This window comes from Pseudomonas sp. NCHU5216, assembly GCF_052156495.1.
Lineage (GTDB): Bacteria > Pseudomonadota > Gammaproteobacteria > Pseudomonadales > Pseudomonadaceae > Aquipseudomonas.
Window position 1 is genome coordinate 68,425 of sequence record NZ_JBQLIX010000009.1, and the last position, 23,016, is coordinate 91,440.

At 65.4% G+C, this 23,016-nt stretch carries 10 protein-coding genes; 3 read left to right on the forward strand and 7 right to left on the reverse strand.

Annotation, left to right across the window (positions count from 1 at the left end; genetic code table 11):
• Position 1 precedes the first annotated feature (1 nt).
• From ACSVIK_RS09345 to ACSVIK_RS09375, 7 genes are all read right to left on the reverse strand, one after another.
• Positions 2 to 9,478 carry an amino acid adenylation domain-containing protein gene (locus tag ACSVIK_RS09345; RefSeq protein ID WP_442444069.1) on the reverse strand — a complete coding sequence of 3,159 codons (9,477 nt, stop codon included), beginning with the start codon at positions 9,476 to 9,478 and terminating at the stop codon, positions 2 to 4.
• A 50-nt stretch (positions 9,479 to 9,528) separates the two neighbouring features.
• A complete protein-coding gene (locus ACSVIK_RS09350) occupies positions 9,529 to 14,334 on the reverse strand; it encodes a condensation domain-containing protein (RefSeq protein ID WP_442444070.1) in 4,806 nt (1,601 codons plus the stop codon).
• A gap of 68 nt (positions 14,335 to 14,402) precedes the next feature.
• Entirely contained in the window at positions 14,403 to 15,389 is a 987-nt protein-coding gene (locus ACSVIK_RS09355) for a TauD/TfdA family dioxygenase (RefSeq protein WP_442444071.1), read from the reverse strand.
• Positions 15,390 to 15,574: 185 nt separating this feature from the next.
• On the reverse strand, positions 15,575 to 16,510 hold the full coding sequence (locus ACSVIK_RS09360; RefSeq protein WP_442444072.1) for an ABC transporter substrate-binding protein: 936 nt from the start codon (positions 16,508 to 16,510) through the stop codon (positions 15,575 to 15,577).
• A 30-nt stretch (positions 16,511 to 16,540) separates the two neighbouring features.
• Entirely contained in the window at positions 16,541 to 17,584 is a 1,044-nt protein-coding gene (locus ACSVIK_RS09365; protein ID WP_442444073.1) for a FecCD family ABC transporter permease, read from the reverse strand.
• Positions 17,581 to 18,564, reverse strand: coding sequence for a FecCD family ABC transporter permease (locus tag ACSVIK_RS09370; protein WP_442444074.1), 984 nt, complete (start codon positions 18,562 to 18,564; stop codon positions 17,581 to 17,583). The genes ACSVIK_RS09365 and ACSVIK_RS09370 overlap by 4 nt, the downstream gene beginning before the upstream one ends.
• Positions 18,561 to 19,367 (reverse strand): ABC transporter ATP-binding protein, encoded by an 807-nt coding sequence (locus tag ACSVIK_RS09375; protein WP_442444075.1) that lies wholly within the window; start codon positions 19,365 to 19,367, stop codon positions 18,561 to 18,563. The genes ACSVIK_RS09370 and ACSVIK_RS09375 overlap by 4 nt, the downstream gene beginning before the upstream one ends.
• Positions 19,368 to 19,780: 413 nt before the next feature.
• On the opposite strand from ACSVIK_RS09375, the gene ACSVIK_RS09380 reads away from it, so the two are divergent.
• From ACSVIK_RS09380 to ACSVIK_RS09390, 3 genes are all read left to right on the forward strand, one after another.
• Complete coding sequence (locus tag ACSVIK_RS09380; RefSeq protein ID WP_442444146.1) at positions 19,781 to 21,910, forward strand: TonB-dependent siderophore receptor; 2,130 nt, start codon at positions 19,781 to 19,783, stop codon at positions 21,908 to 21,910.
• A gap of 296 nt (positions 21,911 to 22,206) precedes the next feature.
• A complete protein-coding gene (locus ACSVIK_RS09385) occupies positions 22,207 to 22,467 on the forward strand; it encodes a pyocin activator PrtN family protein (protein ID WP_442444076.1) in 261 nt (86 codons plus the stop codon).
• A 40-nt stretch (positions 22,468 to 22,507) separates the two neighbouring features.
• Entirely contained in the window at positions 22,508 to 22,810 is a 303-nt protein-coding gene (locus ACSVIK_RS09390) for a tyrosine-type recombinase/integrase (RefSeq protein ID WP_442444077.1), read from the forward strand.
• Positions 22,811 to 23,016: the final 206 nt, after the last annotated feature.

Genomic DNA, 23,016 nt, shown 5'->3' on the forward strand with positions numbered 1-23,016 from the left:
TTCAGTCTTCCATCTCTGCCAGCAAACGCTGCATCTCATCCAGTGCCTGGTCGGTCGAAGGCCGCTGCGGGTTTTCGATCTGCTCGGCCAGGCCGGCAATGGTTGGGTTATGGAACAGGCTGCGCAGCTCGACCTTGACGCCGAAGCGGCTCTCCACGCGAGTCATCAGGCGCATCGCCAGTAGCGAATGGCCACCCAGCTCGAAGAAGCTGGTGAGCACGCCGACCTGCGGCAGGTCGAGCAGCTCCTGCCACAACTCGGCCAGCTCGCGCTCCAGCTCCGTGCGTGGCGCCACGCCTTGCTCGGCCTGCGCTTGCGGCGCCGGCAGGGCCTTGCGGTCGATCTTGCCGTTGGCATTGAGGGCGAAGCGCGGTAGCTGGATGAAACCGGTCGGCACCATATAGGCCGGCAGCAGGCTTTCCAGATGACGGCGCAGCGCCGTCTCGTCCACCGGGCTCGCGGCCTGCAGCCAGGCGAACAGGCTGTGGCTGCGAGCATCGAGCATGACCACTGCCTCTTCCACGCCGGGGTAACGGCGCAACAGCGATTCGATCTCCCCCGGCTCGATGCGGAAACCGCGCACCTTGACCTGGAAGTCGGCGCGGCCGACATAGGCCAGACGCCCATCGCTACGGCGGCGCACCAGATCGCCAGTGCGGTACATGCGGCTGCCAGGCTCGCTGGCGAACGGATCGGGCAGGTACGCCGCTGCGGTAATAGTCGGCGCCCTCTGGTAGCCACGGGTCACCCCGCTGCCGGCGATATACAGCTCGCCGGTGCTGCCCAGCGGCACCGGGCGCAAGCAGTCGTCGAGCACGTAGCAACGGGTGTTGAGCAGCGGCATGCCGATATCGGCGACGCCGGCCGGCACCTCGCGCAGCACCTGGGTGGTCGACCAGACGGTGGTTTCCGTCGGGCCATAGGCGTTGATCAGTTGCACACCCTTGGCCTGCAGCACCTTGACCAGCTCGGCCGGCACCGCTTCACCGCCGATCAGGCCGCGCAGGGCCAGCCAGTCGTCACGCCCGGTTTCCAGGAGTATCTGCCAGCCGGACGGGGTGGCCTGGAACACCGTAGCGCGGCGCAGCAGCTCGAACAGGCGGTGACCGTCGACCACCTGCTCGCGGCGCGCCAGGAGGATGGCCGCGCCCTTGAGCAGCGGCAGGAACAGCTCCGGCTTGCACATATCGAAGGCGTAGGTGGTGCTGGCCAGCCAGACATCCTCGGCGCTCAGCGGCAAGTGGCGGTCGAGGCCGGCGAGCAGGTTGCTCAGGTTGCCACGGGTGACCTGCACGCCCTTGGGCGTGCCGGTGGAGCCCGAGGTGTAGATCACGTAGGCGCGCTGCTGCGGCGCCACCGGCAAGGCCAGGTCATGCGCCGGCTGCTGCTCCAGCGGCAGGCACTCGACAAGCGTACTGTCGACAGCGACGAGCACCTCGGCGCAGGCCTGCTCGCTGAGCACCAGGGCCGGCCGCGCATGCTCGATGATAAAGCGCAGGCGTTCGCCCGGTTGCTGCGGATCCAGCGGCAGGTAGGCCGCGCCCGCCTTGTGGATCGCCAGGATGCTGGGCAGCAGCCAGGGGCCACGGCTCAGGCACAGTGCGACCAGATCGTCGCAACCGACACCCTGGGCGCGCAGCCAATAGGCCAGGCGGTTGCTCAGGACATTGAGCTGGGCATAACTGTAGCGCTGCTCCTGGCAATCCACCGCCAGTGCATCCGGGGTGCGCTGGGCCTGGCGCTCGAAGCGGGCGATCAGATCCTCGGTTTCGCTCAGCGCGTGCGCCGGCAGGTTCCACGGGCGGCGGGTCAGGGCGTGATCGGCATTGGCCAGATCGATGTCCCATAGCCGCGCGTCGGGGCGTTGCAGCATGCCAGCGAGCAGATGCAGGTATTCATCGGCATAACGCTGCATGGTGCTGGCGACGAACAGCTCGGTGTTGTACTCCAGCACGCAATGCCAGGCGCTGCCGTGCTGCTCGATATGCAGGCCGATGTCCACCAGGGCGCTGTCGCTCTCGACATCCAGGCGCTGCGCTGGCAGGCCGGCGAAGCCCTGGCCGACCGCCGCCACGTCGTCGCGCTGGATCAGGTTGAACAGCGCCTGGAACAGCGGCGTATGGCTGAGATCGCGACGTACCTGCAAGGCCTCCACCAGGCGCTCGAAGGGCACGTCACCGTGCTGCTGGGCGCTCAGATGGGTAGCCTGCAGCGTCTGCCAGAACGACGCCACCGATTGCAGTGGATCGATCTGGCTGCGCAGCACCTGGGTGCTGGCGAAGTAACCGATAAGGTTGTCGGTGTACGCCTGCTGACGCTGCGCCACCGGCATGCCGATCCACAGCTCACGCTGCCCGGAATGCCTGGCCAGCAGCACCTTCCACGCCGCCAGCAGCGGCGCGAAGGCAGTCAGGCCATGGCGCTGCGCGGTGCTGCGCAGGCGCTCGACCAACTCGACCGGCAGCTCGAAGCGCAGGCGCCGGCCGTGGTAGCCCTGCTCGGCAGGGCGCGGCAGGTCGGTGGGTAAATCCAGCACCGGCGGCTCGCCGGCCAGGGCCTGCCGCCAGTAGTCCAGTTGCGCGTCGATGCGCGCCTGCCCGGCCGCGCTCTGCCAATTGGCGGCGACATCGCTGAATTGCAGTGGCAGCGGTGCCAGCGCCGCCTGGGCTCCGTTCAGTTCGGCCTGGTAAAGGCGTTGCAGCTCGTCGAAGAAGATCTCCAGCGAACGGGCGTCGGCGATGATGTGGTGCAAGGTGGCCTGCAGCACGCTCTGCCCTTCGCCCTGGTACAGGCGCACGCGCCACAGCGGCATGGCGCTCAGGTCGAAGGCGCGCTGCGCTTCCTCGCTCAGGGTGCGGGCGAAGGCCGGCGACTGCACATCCTGCTGCAAGGCTTCTACGCTGAGCAGCGGGCCGTGCCATGGCACGACCTGCTGCTGCGCGCCGGCATCCGTCTCGCTGAACACAGTGCGCAGGCTGTGCTGACGCTGCGCCAGTTGCGCCAGGGCGCGTTCCAGTACCTCGGTTTGCAGGTTCCCGTGCAGGTGCATGGCCAGGGACAGGTGGTAGGCCTGGGTGTCGCCCTGCAAGCGGTCGAGGAACCACAGCCGCTGCTGGGTGAAATGCAGCGGCGCCGGCGCCTCGCCGAATGGCTGCAGGATGCTTTCGTCTGCACCCTCGGCAGTGACCAGGCTGGCCGCCAGTGCGCCCAGGGTCGGGCACTCGAAGACGCTGCGCAGCGGCAGTTGCCGCCCGTGGCGTTCGGCGATACGTGCCACCAGCCGTGCCGCCAGCAGCGAATGGCCGCCGAGGGCGAAGAAGTTGTCGCCGGCGCCCACCGCGTTGCAACCGAGTAGCTCACACCAGAGCTCGGCCAGTTGCACCTCCCAGGGCTGGCTCAGCTCGCCGTCGCGCTGGCCCTCATGTTGCGCGGGGGCCGGCAGCGCTTTGCGCTCCACCTTGCCACTGGGGCTCAGCGGCAGCGTGTCGAGGCGCACGAACTGGCTCGGCAGCATGTAATCCGGCAGGTGCTGCGCCAGTTGCGCGCGCAACGTGGCATCAGTCAGCTCTTCTGCCGCCTGGGTGACCGAGTAGTAGGCCACCAGGCGCGCGCTGTCGCCGCTGCCGAGCAGCACCACAGCGGCCTCACGCACCCCGGCGACGCGCGCCAGCAAGGCTTCGATTTCGCCCAGTTCGATACGGAAACCGCGCAGCTTGACCTGGAAGTCCAGGCGCCCCTGGTAGTCCAGACTGCCATTGGCATTGCGCCGCACGCGGTCGCCAGTGCGGTACATGCGCGCGCCCGGCACGAAGGGGTCTGGCAGAAAGCTGGCCGCGCTCAGCGCAGGCGCGGCGAAGTAGCCACGGCCCAGGTTGGCGCCGGCCAGGTACAGCTCGCCGGAAACGCCCGGTGCCACGGGTTGCAGGTCAGCATCCAGCACATAGGCGGCGGTATTCACCACGGGCCGGCCGATTGGCACCTCCACCCCGTCGCTGTCGCCCTGGCGCGGCTCGAAGGTGCTGTAGACGCTGGCCTCGGTCGGCCCGTAGCCATTGATCACCCGCGCGCCACGCTGCTCCATGGCCTCGGCCAGCGCGCTCGGCAGCGCCTCGCCGCCGGAAATGGCACGCACGCCCTGCCAACTGCGCTGGGTATGCGCCACCAGCATGCGCCAGGTGGCCGGCGTGGCCTGCATCACCGTCGGCTGCCCGGCCTCGATCAAGGCATCGAGGGCTTGCGGGTCGCGTGCCTGCTCACGGTCGGCGAGCAGGATGCTGGCCCCGCGAGCGAGCGGCAGCAGCAGCTCGACGATGGCGATATCGAAGGTTGCGGTGGTCAGTGCCAGCACCCTGTCCTGCGCCGTCAACGGCAGCACCTGCTGCACGCCGAGCATGAGGTTCATCAGGTTGCCACGGGCGATGGCCACGCCCTTGGGCTGGCCGGTGGAACCCGAGGTGTAGAGCACGTAGGCGAGCTGGGCGGGATGCACGCTCGGCGCACGGTAGGGCTCGCTGCTGCTCAGTGCATCGATATCCAGCAGTTCGACATCGCTACCCCACTCGGCCAGTTCCGCCAGGGCCTCGGCATTGCTCAGGCACAGCCGTGGCTGCGCGTGGGCGAGAATGTAACGGCCGCGCTCGGCTGGGGTGTCCTCGGCCAGCGGCACGTAGGCGGCGCCGGTCTTGAGAATGGCCAGCATGGCCATGGGCAGCCGTGCATCGCGCGGCAGGCGCAGGGCCACACGATCCTCGACGCCGACACCACGGGCCTGCAAGGCAGCGGCCAGGCGCTCGGCGGCCTGGTTCAGTTCGGCATAGCTCAGGCGCCGTTGGCCGGCCTGCACGGCGATGGCCTTGGGCTGCTCGGCGACCTGCCGGGCGAAAGCCTGCAGGATGTCCTCCTGGCCCTGCACAGGCTCGCCGTGCAAGCGGGCCAGCGCGCGCTGCTCGGGCTGCCAGGCGAGTTCACCGAGTACCTGCTGCGGCTGTTCGAGCACGGCATCGAGCAGCGCCAGGTATTGCTCGAGCATAGCGCGAGCGGTCTGCTCGCGGAACAGCTCGCTGCTGTATTGCAGGCTCAGAGCGATGCCGTGCTCGCTGTCGCGCACGTCCAGATGTAGGTCGCAAAGGGCGCTGTCCGGGCGATTGTCGAGGGGCTCGGCGATCAGCTCGGTCAGCTCGAAACGCTCCAGGGCATGGCCCGGGAAGTAGTTGAACATGGCCTGGAACAGCGGGTTGTAGCTGACCTGACGGGCCACGCCGAGCTGTTCGATCAGGTAGTCGAAGGGCAGATCCTGGTGCGACTGCACCGCCACCGACAGCGCCTGCAAGGCGCTCATGTGCTGCAACAGGCTGGCTGCGCCGGAGAGCTTCTGGCGATACACCAGGGTGTTGACGAAGCAGCCCACCAGCGGCTGCAACGCCGCGTGATGGCGGTTGGCGGCCGGCACCCCGACGAGGATGTCGTGCTCGCCGCTGCGGCTGCGCAGCAGCAACTGGAAGGCGCAGAGCATGGGGATGAAGTTGCTCCAGCCGTGGCTCGCGCTGAATGCCCGCAGGCGCGCCACCAGGGCATCCGGCAGGCGCTGCTCGACGCGCCCGCCAGCCTGGCTGGCATGGGCCGGACGGGGGAAGTCCGCCGCCAGTTCGAGCACCGGCAGTTCGCCGGACAACTGCTCGCGCCAGTAGGCCAGCTCGCTCTGGCAGGCGGCGCTGTCCATCCACTGGCGTTGCCACAAGGCATAGTCGGCGTACTGCATCGGCGTCTCGGCCACCACCGGTTCACGCCCCTGACGCAGCGCGCGGTAATGGGCGCAGAGGCCGTCGATGATCAGTTGCAGCGACCAGCCATCGGCGACGATATGGTGGCAATTGAGCGCCAACACGTGGGCCTGTGGGCCCAGACGGTACAGGCAGGCGCGCAGCAGCGGCGCGCTGTCCAGGGCGAACGGGGTCATCGCGTCCTGGCGCAGCAGCTCGTGCAACTGCGCCTCGCTGGCCACCTCGATCAACGGCAAGGCCAGCTCGGCCCTGGCGAGGATGACCTGCACCGGCTCACCACCGTCGCTGACGAAACGGGTACGCAGGACTTCGTGCTGGTCGACCAGGGCCTGTAGCGCTGCCTGCAGGTCAGCGACATGCAGGTCGCCGCTCAGGCGCACCGCGCCGGCCAGGTTGTAGGCCGGGCTGTCGGGCTGCAGTTGCTGCAGGAACCACAGGCGCTGCTGAGCGAACGACAGCGGTAGGGTCTGCGGACGCGGCAGGCGCTTCGGCGTGTTGCTCTCGCCAGCCTCCTGCTGCTCCAGCCACTCGGCCATGGCGGCGATGGTCGGGCGCTCGAAGACCACGCGCAGGGGCAGCTCCTTGCCGCTGAGCTTACCGATCTGGCCGATCAGTTGCGTGGCCAGCAGCGAATGCCCGCCCAGCTCGAAGAAGTGATCCTGAATGCCGACCCGCGCAAGTCCCAATACGGACTGCCAGGCCTCGACCAGTTGCCCCTCCAGCTCGCTGCGCGGCGCCACGTAGCGCGCCTCGCTCTGCGCGGCGAAGTCGGGTGCCGGCAGCGCCTTGCGGTCGATCTTGCCGTTGGCGTTGAGCGGCATGCGTTCGAGCAGCATGAAGGCGCTGGGCAGCATGTAGGGTGGCAGGTTGGCGGTGACGAACTCGCGCAGCGCCTCGATGGAAGGCTGCGGCTCGGCCACCAAATAGGCCACCAGCACCTTGGCGCGCTGCTGGTCGTCACGGGCCAGCAGCACCGCTTCACGCACGCCGGGGTAACGGGTCAGACAGGCTTCGATCTCGTCCAGCTCGATACGGTGGCCGCGAATCTTCACCTGGTGGTCGGTACGCCCGACGTACTCCAGTTCGCCATTGACCAGAAAGCGCGCCAGGTCGCCGGTGCGATACAGGCGGCTGCCGTCGTTGGCCATGGGGTCAGGCAGAAACACCGCCGCCGTGCGCGCCGGGTCGGCCATATAGCCACGGCCAACGCCGACGCCGGCGACGAAGATTTCCCCCACCGCACCGCGCGGCACCGGTTGCAGTTCGGCATCCAGCAGGTACAGGCGGTTGTTCAGGGTGGCGCGGCCAATCGGCACGCTGCTGCGTGATTCCGGCAGGCGCTCGATAAGCGGATGGAAGGCCACGTCGTCGGAACATTCGGCCGGGCCGTAGGCATTCATCAGCGGGATGCCCGAGTAACGCTCGAACCAGCGCCGCGCCAGCGCTGGTGGCAGCGCCTCGCCAGTGGCCAGTACCCAGCGCAGCGCGGTGCGCTCCAGGCCGGCATCGAGCAGGCTCTGCATCAGCGACGGCACCGCTTCGAGAATGCTCACACCATGCCGGGCGATTGCCTCAGCCAGGGCCTCGGGGTTCTGCATCACGCAGTCGCCAAGAATCACCGTGCGTGCCCCCAGTACCAGGCCGGCGAGGGTCTGCCAGACGGAGATATCGAAGCACTGCGGCGCGCTCTGGGCGATCACGTCATCTTCATTCAGGCCCAGGCCCGGCAACTTGCCGAGGATGTTGTTGAGCATGCCGGCATGGGCCACCATGGCGCCCTTGGGCGTGCCGGTGGAGCCCGAGGTGAAGATGCAGTAGGCCAGCGACAGGCCATGCACGGGAATGTTCAGGTCGGCATCGCTGTAGCCACTCAGGGCCGCTGGCTCGTAGCGGATCGCCGCCGGTGGCTGGGCCATCTGCTGCAGCGCCTGCTGGGCCAGCTCGCTCTGTTCGGCGCCATGGATCAACAGCGGCGAACGGCTCTGGGTGAGCACCTGGGCCAGGCGCTGCGGCGGGTTGCGCGGGTCCAGCGGCAGCCAGCCGGCGCCGGCCTTGAGCGTGGCGAGGATCATCACCACCAGGTCGAGGCCGCGCTCGTCGAGCAGCGCCAGCAGGTCGCCGTCCTGCACGCCATTGGCACGCAGATGACGGGCCAGGCGGTTGGCTGCCCGGTTCAGTTGATCGAAGCTCAGGCTGCGCTCGCCATGCACCACGGCAATGCGCTCGGGGGTGCGGCGCACCTGCTGTTGCACACGCTCGATGTAGAGCAGCTGCAACTGCGCTTCGTCCGCCGCCAGGCCACCTGCGGCCCAGGCATGCTGCTGGGCGATCTCCGCCGCATCGAGCATGGCCAGACGCTGCAACGGCATCTCGGTATCGCGCGCCAGGGCGTCGCCCATATTCAGCAGCAGCGTGCGGAAGTGGCGCAGCATCTGCTCGACTTCCTCGCGCAGGAACCAGTCGGTCTGGTAGGTCAACTGCAGGTGCAGGCGCTCGCCGGGCACGATCACCACGGTGATCGGGTAGTTGGTGTGGGTGCGGTTGGCCATGTCGCTGATCAGGTAGTCCAGCTGGCCCTGACGCAGGCTGGCGGAGATCGGCGCGTTCTCGAAGACGAACAGGCTCTGGAACAGATCCTGGCGCGGCACCTCGCTCCAGCCCTGAATCTGCGCCAGCGACACGCTTTCGTGCTCGCGCAGGCTGAGGTTCTCCGCCTGCAGGGCCTTGAGCCAGGCACCGAGCGACTGCTGCGGCTGCCAGTTCCAGCGCAGCGGCAGGCTGTTGATGAACAGCCCAACGATGCTCTCCATGCCCTGCATGTGCACCGGGCGCCCGGCCACGGTGACGCCGAACAGCAGATCGCGATTGCCGCTGTAGCGCCCCAGCAGCAAGGCCCAGGCACCCTGCACCAGGGTGTTGAGAGTGATGCCCAGGCGGCTGGCGGCCTGCTGCAGGCCCTGGGTCTGCTCCGGGCTCAGGTGTTCGACGCAATCCTCCACCGGCTCCGGCGCATCGAGCACGCGGCCGGCATGGCCGAAACCGAAAGTGGTGGGCGTATCGAAACCGGCCAGGCGCTGCTGCCAGAAGGCCTGATGATCCTCGGGCTTCTGCTGTTCCAGCCAGCGGATGAAATCGCGGTACGGGCGTGGCTTGGGCAGCTCCAGGCGCCGCCCTTCACGCGCGGCGCGGTAGCCGTCGAGGAAGTCCATCATGATGATGGAGAAGCACCAGGCATCCATGAGGATGTGGTGATAGCTGCGCACGAACTGGTAGGTATCCGGCGCCAGCTTGAACAGGCGCACGCGCATCAGCGGCGCCTGGGTGAAATCCAGCCCCTCGCGGCGCTCCTCGGCCAGCAGATGCTCCAGGCGCGCCTGCTGCTCGGCCTCGTCGATATCCGACCAGTCCTCGTAGGTGATCGGCAATTCGACCTGCTTGTGCACCACCTGCATCGGCCGCTTCTGCTGCTTCCAGACGAAGGAGGTGCGCAGCAGCTCATGGCGCTCCACCACCTGTGCCCAGGCCTGGCGGAAGGCGTCCAGGTCGAGCTGCGGCAGTACCATCACGTGGCGGTACTGCAGCAGGTACATGCCCTTGCCCGGATGCATCAGGCTGTGGAACAGCAGCCCCTGCTGCATGGGCGCCAGTGGGTAGATGGCCTCGATATTGCGGGAAAGTGCCTTGACCTTGTCGTTCATGCCGAGGGTCTCCTTGCCGTGAGCTGGGGATGTGGGGGCGCCAGGTGTGGTCATTGCAGTTGCTCGAGCAGGCCGAGGAATTCGTCGTCGGAAAGCCCCGAGTCGGCGAAGTCGGCAGCGGTGGCGCGGCCGGCTTCGGGATCCAGGCAGTGTTCGAGCAGGGCTTCGATGCGCTGCTGGAACTGCTGCGCCAGCGCGCCGATCAGAGCCTGGTCATGTACCTGCGGGGCGTAGCGCCATTCGATGTGCAACTGGCCCTGGTCGACCAGTGCGGTGACATCGAGCAAGTGGGTGCGGCGGGTATCGGAGGCACGCATGGCCGGGCACAGCGGCTGCGCCAGGCGCCACAGGCGCGAACCGCCCAGCCACTGGTCGACCCGCCCCAGATAGTTGAAGGTGAGCAGCGAAGCGGCGCCGAGCCCGTGCCGGGGATCGAGGCGCAGCAGGCCGTAGCCGATGCCCTGCTCCGGTATGCGGCGCAGTGCTTCCTTGGCAGCGATGATGGCCTCCTCCGGTTGCTCGGCGGCAGGCACGGCCAAGGGGTAGCGACTGGTGTGCCAACCCACCGAGCGCGACAGATCCGGGCCCTGCTCCCAGCCACTGCGACCGTGGCTTTCCATCTCCAGGGTGACCTGCTCGCGCCCCAGCCATTGGCCGATCACGCCAGCCAGCGCCGCGACCAGCAGATCCTGCACCTGGGTGCCGTAGGCCCCATGGCAGTCGCCCAACAACCATTCGGTTTTCTCGACGGACAGCCTGGTTTCCAGTGTGCGGCTTTCGCCATACAGGCTGACGTCACGGGCGACCTCGCCCTCCTCGGCCAACTGCGCCTGCCAGTAGTCGCGCTGGGCCAGCACTTCGGGAGCCTGACGATGGCGCTGCAAGGCCGCGCTCCAGCCATGGAAACTGGTGGAAACCGCCGGCAGCGCGGCTTGCGGGTCGAGGTACAAACCTTCCAGCTCTTCCAGCAGCACCTGCCAGGACACCGCATCGACCAGCAGGTGGTGCGCCGTGCACAGCAGATGCCCGCTGCCGGTGAAGTACACCCAGCGGATCAACGGCGCGCGATCCAGTTGCCAGCCTTGCTGCCATTGCTGCAGCAGCGCGTCATCCAGTGGCTGTTCGACCACCTGCAGCAGCTTGCCGGCCATGTCCGCCGACAGCGGTTGATAGCGTTGCTGCCAGCCCTGCGCGCTCTGCTCGAAAACCAGCCGCAGGCTGCTGTGACGCTGCAGCAAGGTGGCCAGCGCCGTGGCCAGACGCGCCGGCTCCAGCGGCTGCTGAACGGCCAGCAGCAGGGACTGGTTCCAGTACTGCGGGGTGGTCTGCTGCTGATCGAAGAACCAGGCCTGGATCGGCGTCAGAGCGAAAGCGGCGCTTGGCTCGGCGTTATCGACCTTGGCCGGCTCGTCCACACTGGCGAGATCCACGGCCTGCTCGGCCCAGCCGCTGACCGAAGGGAACTCGAAGATCTGCTTGGGCTTGAGCTGCAGGCCCTGCTGCTTGGCGCGGGCGATGATCTGCAGGCTGAGGATCGAGTCGCCACCGACCGCGAAGAAGTTGTCGTCGGCTTGCAGGTCGGGCTTTTCCAGAATCTCCCGGGCAATCGCCAGCAGGCGCTCGCCCCTGGCCCGCTGCGGCGTCTGCGCCACTCGCGCCAGCGCCCGCACGCTGGGCTCGGCGAACAGTTGCTTGGGCGTGAGGGTGATCTGCTGCTGGCGCGCGCGGGCGATGATCTGCAGGCCGAGAATCGAGTCGCCACCCTGGGCGAAGAAGTTGTCATCCGCGCCGATATCCGGGTTGCCCAGCAGCTCGCGCCAGATATCCAGCAGGGTGCTTTCCACGGCATTCAACGGCTGCTCGGCACGCGCCTCGACACTGCGCGGCGCTTGCTCGGCCAGGTTCAGCAATGCCTGACGGTCGACCTTGCCGTTGGCCAGCAGCGGCATGGCCTCCAGGCAATGCCACTGCGCCGGCTGCATATAGTCCGGCAGGCGTGCCTGCAACGCGGCCTGGATATCCGCCAGGTCGCCATCGGCAGCGACCAGGAAGGCCACCAGGCGATTACCGGTCAACGGCGTCGGTGCGTTGAGCACACGCACGTCCGCAACCTGCGGCAGCGCGCGCAATTGCGCCGCCACTTCCGAAGGCTCGACGCGGTAACCGCGAATCTTCACCTGCTCGTCCAGGCGCCCGAGGAACAGTACCCGCCCCAGATGATCGAGGCGCACCCGGTCGCCCGTGCGATAGCCGAGTTCGCCGAAGCGCGCCTGATCGGCCTCGCTGGCACTCAGATAGCCACGCGCTACGGTGGCGCCTTCGATATACAGCTCACCGCTGACGCCAGCCGGCAGCAGCGCGCCATCCGGCCCACGCACGCTGATGCGCACGTTGCCCAGGGGCCGACCGAGCGGCGCGTCACCCTCGCCTTCGACCTCGTGGGTCAGCACGCCCACCGTGGTTTCGCTGGGCCCGTAGTGGTTGACGATGCGCAGATGCGGGCTCAGGGCACGTACCCGCGCCAGCAGCTCGGCACCCAGCGCCTCACCGCCGAGCACCAGGCACTGGCGCGGTAACAGGCGCTGTGGTTCGCTGGCCACCAGCAGGGCATTGAGGTGCGAGGGCACGATCTTCAGCATGTCCACGGGTTGCTGGCCGAGCAACGCCGCCAGTTCCTCGGCATCGAAGGCCAGCGCCTCGTCCAGCAGGCGCAAGCGCCGGCCGCTGAGCAACGCGCCGAACAAGGCGGTGTGGCCCAGGTCCGTGGCGCAACTGGCCAGGCTCGTCAGGCTGGCGTCACCGCTCAGTTGCAGGCGCGCCAGGCAGGCGCTGACGTAGTGGATGAGGTTGCCCTGGGTCACCTCCACGCCCTTGGGTCGCCCGCTGGAGCCCGAGGTGTAGACCACGTAGGCCGGCAAGTCCGCCGGCACGCTGGTGCGCAGCGGCGCATCGCTGAACGCTGCCTCGCCCGGCACGGTCAGCCACTGCACCTGCTCTGGCAACCAGTCTGGCCGCTCGCCCTCGCCCACGCAGACCCTGGGCGTGGCATCCAGGCAGATGTCCTGCAGACGCGACTCGGGCCACTGCGGGTCGAGGGCCAGATAGGTGGCGCCGCACTGCCAGGCGGCGAGCATATGCATCACCAGTTCACGACTGCGCGGCAGGCACAGAGAAACGCGATCGCCCAGGGCGTTCAGCGAGCCTTGCAGGCGCTCGCCACGGGCGACCACGGCGCTGGCCAGCTCGGCATAAGTCAGTTGGCCCTGCTGATCCTCCAGGGCGATGGCCTGTGGTTTTGCCTGGCAGTGTTTGGCAAAGGCCTGCCAAGCGCCCTCCTCCGGCACCGGCAGAACCTCGCCAGACAATTGCGAACGCTGCTCCAATGGCTGCCAGTCCAGTTCGGCGAAGGGCACATGCGGCTGCTCCATGGCCGCCATGACCAGGGCCAGGAACTGCGCCTGGAAGCGTTCGACGCTCTCGCGCCGATACAGCGCCTTGCTGTAGCGCCAACGGCCGATGAACTCGGGCAGATCATCGATGATCACCAGGTTCAGCTCATGGGCCGCGCCACGCTGCTCGCCGATCATGCGCTCGATATAGCGCTCGAATGGCACGTCACGCTCCTTGTTCAGCGTGAACATGTGCTGGAACACCGGCGCCCTGCCCATCTGCCGTGGCAGATCCAGATGTTTGGCCAGGCGCGCGAAGGGATAGTGGCGGTGGCGCAAGGTCTGCCGCATAGTGCCTGCCACCTGCCTGGCCCAATCAGCGCTGGACAGGTCGCGCCGCACGCGGCAGCGCACCGGCAAGGGGTTGACCAGATAACCCGGCAGCTCGGCCTGCTCGCGCTTCAGGCGCCAGCCACTGGGGGTGCCGAGGATGAAATCATCCTGCCCGGAGAGCAGGCCGAGAAACTGCTGGAACAACGAGAACCAATAGACATAGGGCGTCACGCCCAGGCTTTTGGCCACCGCACGCAGCCGCTCGCTGTTGGCCGCGCCGAAGTGAAACGACAGCTCGCCACCCTCGAAGCCCTGGGTGCTGCCATGGGCGAAGTCGGTGGGCAGTTCCAGGGTCGGTGCATCGGCCAGTTGCGCCTGCCACCAGGCCAGCTCTTCGGCTTCGATCACTTCACTGCGCAGGTAGAGGGCACTGCACCAGTTGCGGTAGGCCTGGGGATCGACCTCGGCCAACTCCTGGCCATCGACCAGGGCGAACAGCTCGCTGAACAGCACGTCGAAGGTGGTCAGGTCGGAGGCGATATGGTGAATGCCCAGCAGCACTGTGTGCTCGGTACGGTCGCCCAGTTCGTTGCTCAACAGGACGAGCCGGCTGACCTCGCCGGCTGCGAGATCGAAAGGTGTGTCAGCCAGCTCGATCACGCGCTGCTGCACGCTGGCCGCATCCGCGCACTGCCAGGTTTCGCACTGCAGCGAAGTCGGCTGGGGACGGCTGTCCCACTGCAGCAACTCGCCATCGCGCTCGACATAGGCACTGCAGAGGTGCGGATAACGCCGCTGTACCGTCTGCCAGGCCCGCTCCAACCGCTGTGGCAGATCCGCCCAGAGATACTGCGGCCTGACCCGCCCGGCCAGGGCGATGTTGTATGCGCAACTGCCTGGCTCCATGCGCTGCAGGAACCACAGGGCCTGCTCGTTATCACTGAGCGGACGCGCCTCGAAGTAATCCGGGTGGCACTGCAGCCAGGGCAGAATCTCGGCAGTGCGCGCCTGCAGTTCCTGCTCCAGCTCGGCGCTCAGGGCCTCCGGCAAGGCAGCGGAAATCATCAGGCGGCCTTCGCTGGCGGACAGGCGAATACCGCGCAGCCAGCAATCACGCATCAGGCGATCGAGCATGTGTCGTCCTTCATCTTGCAGAGTCGAGTTCTGCCGCCTTCGCGGCGGCATCGGAAATGAGCGGGTTATCAGCCCGCCGGCGCAGGCTCGGCCATGGCCACCACCACCTTGCGCGCCCCCTGGAAGGTGGAGCGCCCATGGGCGACCAGCATGTTGTCGAGCATCAGCGCATCGCCCGCCTGCCAGGGGAAAATGATCTGGGTGCGCTGCAGTACATCGCGCAAATGCTCCAGCGCCTCCAGTTCGATGGCCGAGCCATCGCCGTAGAAAACGTTACGCGGCACGCCCTCCTCGCCGACGATGGACACCAGCGTCTCGCATAGCGCCGCCGGCAGGTTGGAGATGTGGAACAGGTGCGCCTGGTTGAACCAGACCCACTCGCCGGTGACCGGGTGCTGCGCCACAGCCTGGCAGACCTGGCGCGTGCGCAGCTCGCCGTCATCCTTCCACTCGAAGTCGATATGACTGAGGCGGCAGAAGCGCTCGACCTCATTGCGATCCTCGGTGCTGAACGCCTGCTGCCAGGTGAGATCCAGGCCATTGCCGTAATTGCGCACGTACATCAGACGCTTCTCGGCAAAACGCTGGCGAATGGCGGGATCGATGCGCTGGTAGACCAGGCGACTGTCGGCGATGGGGGTTTCGCCGCCGACCGGCGCGGCCTGGATGCAGTGGAACCAGATCTTCATCGGCCAGTTCAGCGAGTAGGACTGCTCGTTGTGCAGCGGAATGACCTGGTGGGCCGGATATTCGGTGGAGGTGTAGACGCGGCTGTTGAGCTTGGTGCGCGGCGTGGAGGCGTAGTCGTAGGTCAGCAGCTCGTGACCGAAACTACGGGCGAAATCCTCGAAATCGCCGGCATCACGGAAGGCGAAGTCGCGAAAGAGGATACCGCCGGTGGTGTGCAACTCGCGGTCGACGGTTGCCTTGATAAGTTCCGCATGATCGCGCCAGGAGTCGCCTGACACAGGGGCGCGCAAGACGAATGGCAGAGCCCCCTCGATATCTGCTTGAACCGGGGCGTGGTCTGCGCGGAAGAGCGAGTCGGTGAGCATCTGGATTCCTTGGCGCTACTGATGAGGCGCACCAAATTATCGCAAAACACACTCACTATCAAACAGGAATTAATATTATTTGATAATAAACCATGAATCGCTCACACCTTTGCGAAAAGCCCGAGATAGAAGGCTCCATGGCCATTATTTGGCCACCCTGCAACCTGCTGTCTACAGCCAGCCGCTCACTTCTCCTGCAGGTTGTAGGCACGCTCACCGATATGCGACAGCAGCAGGTAGGCCGAGCCGATCATGCCCTGCATGGTGTCGGCGAAACGGCTGCGATTGAAGTAGAGGAACTGGTGGTTCTTCACCGCGAACAGGTTCTGCCATTGCGGCGAACGACGGAATGCGGCGGTACTGGCTTCGGAGTCGAGCATTTCTTCGTAGGTATCGATGATGAAGTCACTGTCGAAATCACCAATGCGCTCCAGGCTGTAGGGTACGTTCTGCCGCGCCTCCTTGTAGGCCGCCACACGTCCGAGGCCGAAGTCGGCGATCACGTCATCCATGCCGGAACGACCGATCAGTTGGAAGCCATCCGGATAGACTTCCAGGGTGGTCACAGTGATGCGTCCCGGCTCCTTCACCCGTTTGGCGAACTCGCCGACGATCCACTGGTACTCCTTGAGCATCTCCTGATAGCGCTGCTGCTTGCCCACCAGATCCGCCAGCTCCTTGGCGTAGGTCTTGATATTCGCTTCACGCGCCGGCAGCAGCACCACCGGGGCGATCTTGCTGAGCCGCTCCTTGAGCTCCTCGTGATAGGACAGCCCGACGATCAGGTCCGGCTTGAGCGCCGCGATGGCCTCGAGATCGGGCGACTGGTGCGAGCCGACATAATGAATGCCGGAGACATCGAAGCGCTGCTCAGCGCCGCGGAACAACGCATCGGAGAACAGCTTCTTGCGGCCCGTGGAGCCACACGGCGTCACGCCCAGCTCGAGCAACTGCGTGGTCAGGCTGAGATCATGCAAGGACACCACGCAACGCGGCGCCACGGGCACCTCGACACGACCGAAACGGTTCTCGAACACGCGCGTCTCGGCGGCACCAGCCTGCACCGAGGCCAGGCCGAGCAGCACGCAGGCCATTGGCAAAAGGGCTTTGAGCTTCAGCATCATTTCCTCATGTACTTGTATGGCGACACGTCAGCGATTACGTTGCCGCGCCAGCAAAACCAATAGATAGGGGGCGCCAATGAGCGCCACCACCAGCCCGGCCGGCAACTGCAAAGGCGGTAGCAAAGCACGGCCCAGGGTGTCACCGAGCAAGACCAGGACGGCACCGAACAACGCCGACAGCGGCAGCAGCGCTCCGTGTCGTTCACCACAGAGTTGCCGCGCCAGATGCGGCGCCACCAGGCCGACGAAAGTCATCACGCCGATATTGGCCACCGTCGCCGCGGTCAGCATGACGCTGCACAGCAACAGCAGGAGCATCAGCCAGGTCAGGTTTAGGCCTCGGCTGAGCGCCACGCCCTCGCCCAGTTGCATGAGATTGAGCTGGCGATGGCAGAACAGCAGCGGCAGACCGGCAATCAGCAGCCAGAGCGCGAGACTCTGTACCTGCGGCCAACCACCGCGATGCAGGCTGCCACCGAGCCACATCAGCGCCGATTCGACGCGATCGATATTGCCGTAGGTGATCAGCAGATCGGCGACGGCACCGAGCATGGCCGTCAGGCCCACGCCCACCAGAATCAGGCGCAGTGGTGCAATGGCGCCACGCCAGGAAAGGCCGACGATGAACAGCGCCACCGCCAGGCCACCGAGCAGCGCCGCCAGCGGATAGAGTTGCAGCGGCAAGGCCGACGGCCACAGCACCAGGATCAGCAGCATGGTGACGCTGGCGCCCGCCTCCACCCCAACCAGGCCCGGCGCAGCCAGCGGATTGCGCGTCAGCGACTGCATCAGCACACCGGCCAGGGCCATCGCCGCACCACCGAGAATCGCCAGCAGGATGCGCGGCAGGCGCAACTCCCACAACACGTTGTCCTGTATGGCAGACAGATCGCCACTGAACAGGCTCTGCCAGAGCTGCGCCATGCCCAGTGAATAACTGCCTACCGTGGCGGCATACAGCGCCAGGCCGAGCAGCACCGCGATCAGCAGCAAAGCCGAGAGCAGGTCGATCGGCCGCCCGATCCAGGGCAACCCGGCAAGACGCCTGGGTGTCGTCAACCAGCGGCTCATTTCATCTTCCTCAATACCAGGACGACGAACACCGGGCCACCGATCAGGGCGGTGACGATGCCGGTGTTGAGCTCGTAGGGGCTGACCAGGGTACGCGCGACCACATCGGCCAGGATCAGCAGCAAGCCACCGAGTAGCGGCGCCGCCAGCAGCAGACGCCGCAGATCGTGCCCGAGCAGCAGCCGCGCAGCGTGCGGCACCACCAGGCCGACGAAGCCGATAGGCCCGGCCAGCGCCACCGCGCAGCCAGACAGCAACACCACCGCCACCAGGCTGAGCAGGCGCATGCGCAGCAGATTGACGCCCATGCTGGAGGCCACCTGTGCGCCCAGGCGATAGGCATTCAATGCCCGCACATTGATCAGGCATAGCAGCACACCTGCCGCCAGATAGGGCCAGAGCCAGGTCGGCAGGTTGCCACCGGTGATGCCGAGCGAGCCGGTCAGCCAACGGCGCAGGCTGTCGAGCCCCTGCTGATCGAGCAGCAGCAGGATCGCCGTGATGGCGCCGAACAGCGCGGCCATCATCGCCCCGGACAGCGTCAGGCGCACCGGATTGGGCGTTCGCCCGGCCAGCAGCATGACGCCGATGGCGGCCACCAGGGCGCCACTGAAGGCGAACAGCGGAATCATGCTCATGTCATTGCCAGGCAGCACCAGCAGCCCGATCACCACGAACAGGGCTGCCCCACTGTTGATCCCGAGAATGCCCGGATCAGCCAGGGGATTGTCCCCCACGGCCTGCATCACGGTGCCCGCCAGGCCCAGGCAGGCCCCCACCGCCATCGCTATCCACAGACGCGGCAGACGCGAGCCGCGGATGACGCTGTGGTCGGCATTGCTCGGGTCATAGGCGACCAGTGCATGCCAGACATCCACCCAGGGAATCGACTTGGCCCCCACCGCCAGATGCAGCATCGACGCCAGACCAATCGCCAGCAGGATCGACAGCCACAGCGGCCAGCCCCACGCCCGGTTCATGAACAGACCTTGGCTTCGACTGCACGTAGCCGAGCGGGCACCGCCGGTACGCACAGCAGATCGCCTGAATGCGGGTCGCTGATGATGTGCGCATCCAGGTCGAACACGGCCTTGAGATTGTCCGTCGTGAACACCTCGGCAGGCGCCCCCTGCGCATGTACCTTGCCCTGGCACAGCATCACCAGATTATCGGCGTAGCGCGCCGCCTGGTTCAGGTCGTGCAGCACCGCGACTATGGTGCGGCCCTGGTCACGCAGCACAGCCAGCAGTTCGAGCAGGGCGATCTGATGGGCGATATCGAGAAAGGTGGTGGGCTCGTCGAGCAGGATAATGGGCGTGTCCTGCGCCAGGGTCATGGCGATCCAGCAACGCTGGAGCTGCCCGCCGGAGAGGGTGGACAGGGTGCGATCGAGCAGCGTGGCGATATCGGCCAGTTCCACCGCTCGATCCACCGCCTGCTGATCCTGTTCGCTCCACTGCTGCCACCAGTTCTGCCAGGGGTAGCGCCCCTGCATGACCAGCTCGCGCACGGTGAGGCCTGCCGGCGAGGCGGTGCGCTGCGGCAGCAGGGCAACGCGCCTGGCCAACTCACGTCGTGAGAACTGCGCATGGGGCTTACCCTCGAGCAACACCTCACCACTGGCCGGGCGCTGCATGCGTGCCAGCACGTTGAGCAAGGTGGTCTTGCCGCAGCCATTGGCGCCAATCAGCGCGGTAAAGCAGCCCTCGGGAATCGTCAGGCTGATGTCATCCAGCACCTTCAGCTCGTCGAACTGCAGCCGAAGTCGCATCGCTTTCAACATGCACACACACTCAATTCGGATCGCATCGCCACCCGCCCAACGCGCATGGCGTGCAGGCTCGGAGGCATACGGATTCACCAGGAAAAATCTTGCTCGGCTCCTTCGCGAACGTCGCGTTCTTCGAGCCAGCGTCCGAGCCATGAACATCCGCGCGTAGCTTGCAGCAATAGCGTGGTGATGACAATAAATTGTGAGCTAGTACAAATCTTTCTCATTTAGATGTACAGTCCACACCGCCAGAGCAATCTGCCACCTGCGCGACGGCATGCAGGATCACCAGAAAATCCTCAGCCTTGCACCGACACCTAACCAGACGACAACAGGACTCGTTCGCCATGCGCCATTTCATGCAGAACCGCCCGAAACAGGATGCTCGCCGTCCCGCCTTCAGTCTCTCCGCTCTGGCTCTGGCCATGGCCAGCATGAGCTCAGGCAACCTGGCCGCCGCAGAAGCTACTCTGGCAAACCCAGCTGATCCCGTGGAAATCGGCAGCATCAATGTCACCGGCCAAGTCGTGGAGCAACCCACCGAGCATGTGACGGGCTATGTTGCCAAGCGCAACATGAGTGCCACCAAGACCAACACACCGATCACCGAAACGCCGCAGTCGCTGTCGGTGGTGACCAGCGACGAGATCCGCGACCGCCAGTCGGAAACGCTGGCCCAGGCGCTGAGCTACACCCCAGGGTTCACTGCCAGTTCGACCGCTTTCAACCGCACTGCGGACCGCTTCCGCCTCCGCGGTTTCTCGGTCGAATCCGCCACCGGCGGCTCGCTGCGCGACGGCCTGCGCCTGCAGAACAACTCCTACGACGGCATTCAGGAACCTTATGGCCTGGAGCGCGTCGAGGTCATTCGCGGCGCGGCCTCGGTGCTCTACGGCCAGCTCTCGCCTGGCGGCATGGTCAATGGCGTCAGCAAGCGCCCGACCGAAACGCCCTTTCATGAGCTGAACCTGCAAGTGGGTTCCCACGACCGCAAGCAACTCTCTGCAGACTTCAGCGGCCCGCTGGCTGGCAGCGACACCCTGAGCTATCGCCTGACCCTGCTCAGCCGCAAAAGCGACACCCAGCAGGATCATATCAACGACGACAAGTTCTACATCGCCCCGGCGCTGACCTGGCGCCCCAACGAAGACACCTCGCTGACCCTACTGTCCTTCTACCAGAAGACCGATACGCGCTTCCCCGCACCCCTGCCCTATCAGATGGTGAAAGGCGTGGGCGATGGTGCTTTCAAGATTGGTCGCCATGATTTCATCGGCGAGCCGGACTATGACGACATGAACGGCGAGATGTCAGCGCTCGGCTACGAGTTCACGCACAGCTTCAACGAAAACATCACGCTCAATCACAAGCTGCGCTATTCCGAGTCCGACGTGAAGTGGAATTACCTGCAGATTCAACCGGCGCCCGCCGCCATCGACTTCTCCGCAAGCACCGGCACCCTGCTGCGTCGCTACAGTGATCGCCACGAACGTGCTCGAACCTGGGCCAGCGATACCAATATCGAATCGAAGTGGCAGCTTGGCAGCGTCGAGCACACCGTACTGGTCGGTTTCGACGGCTACGACAGCTCTTATGACTCGCATAACTTCCGTGGTAACGCCCCCAGCCTGGATCTGAGAACTTACAACTATGGTCAGCCGGTGGTGGTCAACAAGAACCCCGCAGCGGATCGCGGCTCGCAGCTCGACACCCTGCAAAAAGGTATCTATCTGCAGGATCAGATCAAATTCGACGACAAGTGGATTCTGCTTCTGGGTGGCCGCCATGACTGGGCCGATCAACAGCAAACAGCGCATCGCAATGGCGACAAGGCCAGCCAGAGCGATGAAGCCACCACCTACCGTGCTGGCCTGGTCTACCTCGCAGATAACGGCCTGGCGCCCTATATCAGCTACAGCGAGTCGTTCTTCCCGGTTTCGGTTGCGTCAGTAACCGGCCAGACTTTCGACCCCACCGAAGGCAAGCAGTATGAAGTCGGGGTGCGCTATCAGCCCAAGGACAGCAACATGCTGCTCAGCGCAGCAGTCTACGAGCTGACCCAGACCAACGTGCTCAAGCAGGATCCAATTACCGACCAGTACCGCCAAACCGGCGAGGTACGCTCCCGCGGCCTGGAGTTGGAAGCCAAGGCGGATGTCACCCAAGCACTCAGCGTGATCGCCACCTACGCCTATACCGATTCGCGCACCACCAAGAGCAGCATTGCCTCCGAAGTGGATCAACGCACCGACGAAACGCCCTACCACCAGGCCGCCCTGTGGGCCAGCTACGACTTCGTCAACTGGGGCATGCCGCAACTGACCGTAGGCGCCGGCGCTCGCTACATGGGTACCACGCAGGCCTCGGAAATGGACTCGCCGATGCCCGCCTATACCCTGTTCGACGCCATGGCGCGCTACCAGATCGACGACAACTGGGCCGTGACCCTGAACGCCAACAACCTGACCAACAAGCACTACACGCAGTGCAGCTTCTCCACCTGTGCCTATGGTGACGAGCGCACCCTGCTGACCTCGGTGAACTTCACCTGGTAAGTGAGTGAGAGGGTCGCTTCGATCGAGATGGCCCTCGACCTGTCCCACGCCCAGAACGAAAAAAGCCGGCTGCGATAGCCGGCTTTTTCGTTTCTGAGTCTATGGCCGTACTGGAATCGAACATTACCCCCCAAAGCCATGCCAACACTGGGCTTTAGCGTTTCCATATTCCATCTATACCCCTAAAACGGAAGTACCCCGTCTTTGACAGCCAAGATGACCGATGCTTGATCTTGCTGCGGGCAATCAGAACTCAGTCCGCAGGATCGAACATACTGAACAAAGCAGGTCATCCAGTGAACACAGCATTCCTACTCATGGCCCAATACGGCGGGATCGCCGTCATTCCCCTGGACAGGGTATGTACCGATTACTTCAGCCACCTGACACCAGAGAAGTTCAAACAGAAGGTACTGATCGGCGCCATCGATCTACCAATCGTTCGCATGGAGCGCTCGCAGAAAAGTGCCAAGGGCGTTCACCTTCTGGATCTGGCCAACTACTTGGATGCCCGGCGTGCTGAGGCTTTAAAGGAGTGGGAGATACTTCGGCATTGACGCCAGCGGCTTATCATTCACTTTCCTCCCCTAACAAGCCGTGGTCATCCTGCGCCAGCTCCATCAGATCATCGGTAAGTACTCGCTGGTGTTCGCCGGCCGGCACGACACCAGCAGCCCCATAAGCAAGAACACCGCGAACCTGGCACTACAGGCGCTCAGCGGCAAAGATCGCCATACCAGCCATGGCTTCCGCTATCCGGTCAGTACCGAACTGAACAGCCGCGGCTATAACCGCGATTGGATCGAGCGCCAGCTTGTCCATGAAGATCGGGACAAGTTTCGGGACACCTACAACCACGCTATCGATCTTGAGCAGCGTCGAGAGATGATGCAGGCCTAGAGCGACCCGATAGTCCCCCTGTCTGCCGGTGCCAGCGTGGTGAATATCAAGCACAAGCTGACATTCTTCCCAAATCGCGCCCGTATTCATTGAGTGTTCTCGTATAGGGTCACAACCACCCTTTGGTGCTGTTACTATTGCCGCACTACTGTATAGACGAACAGGAGTGGCAGCATTGCCAAGCCAGCCCCCTCAACCCTTTGGCC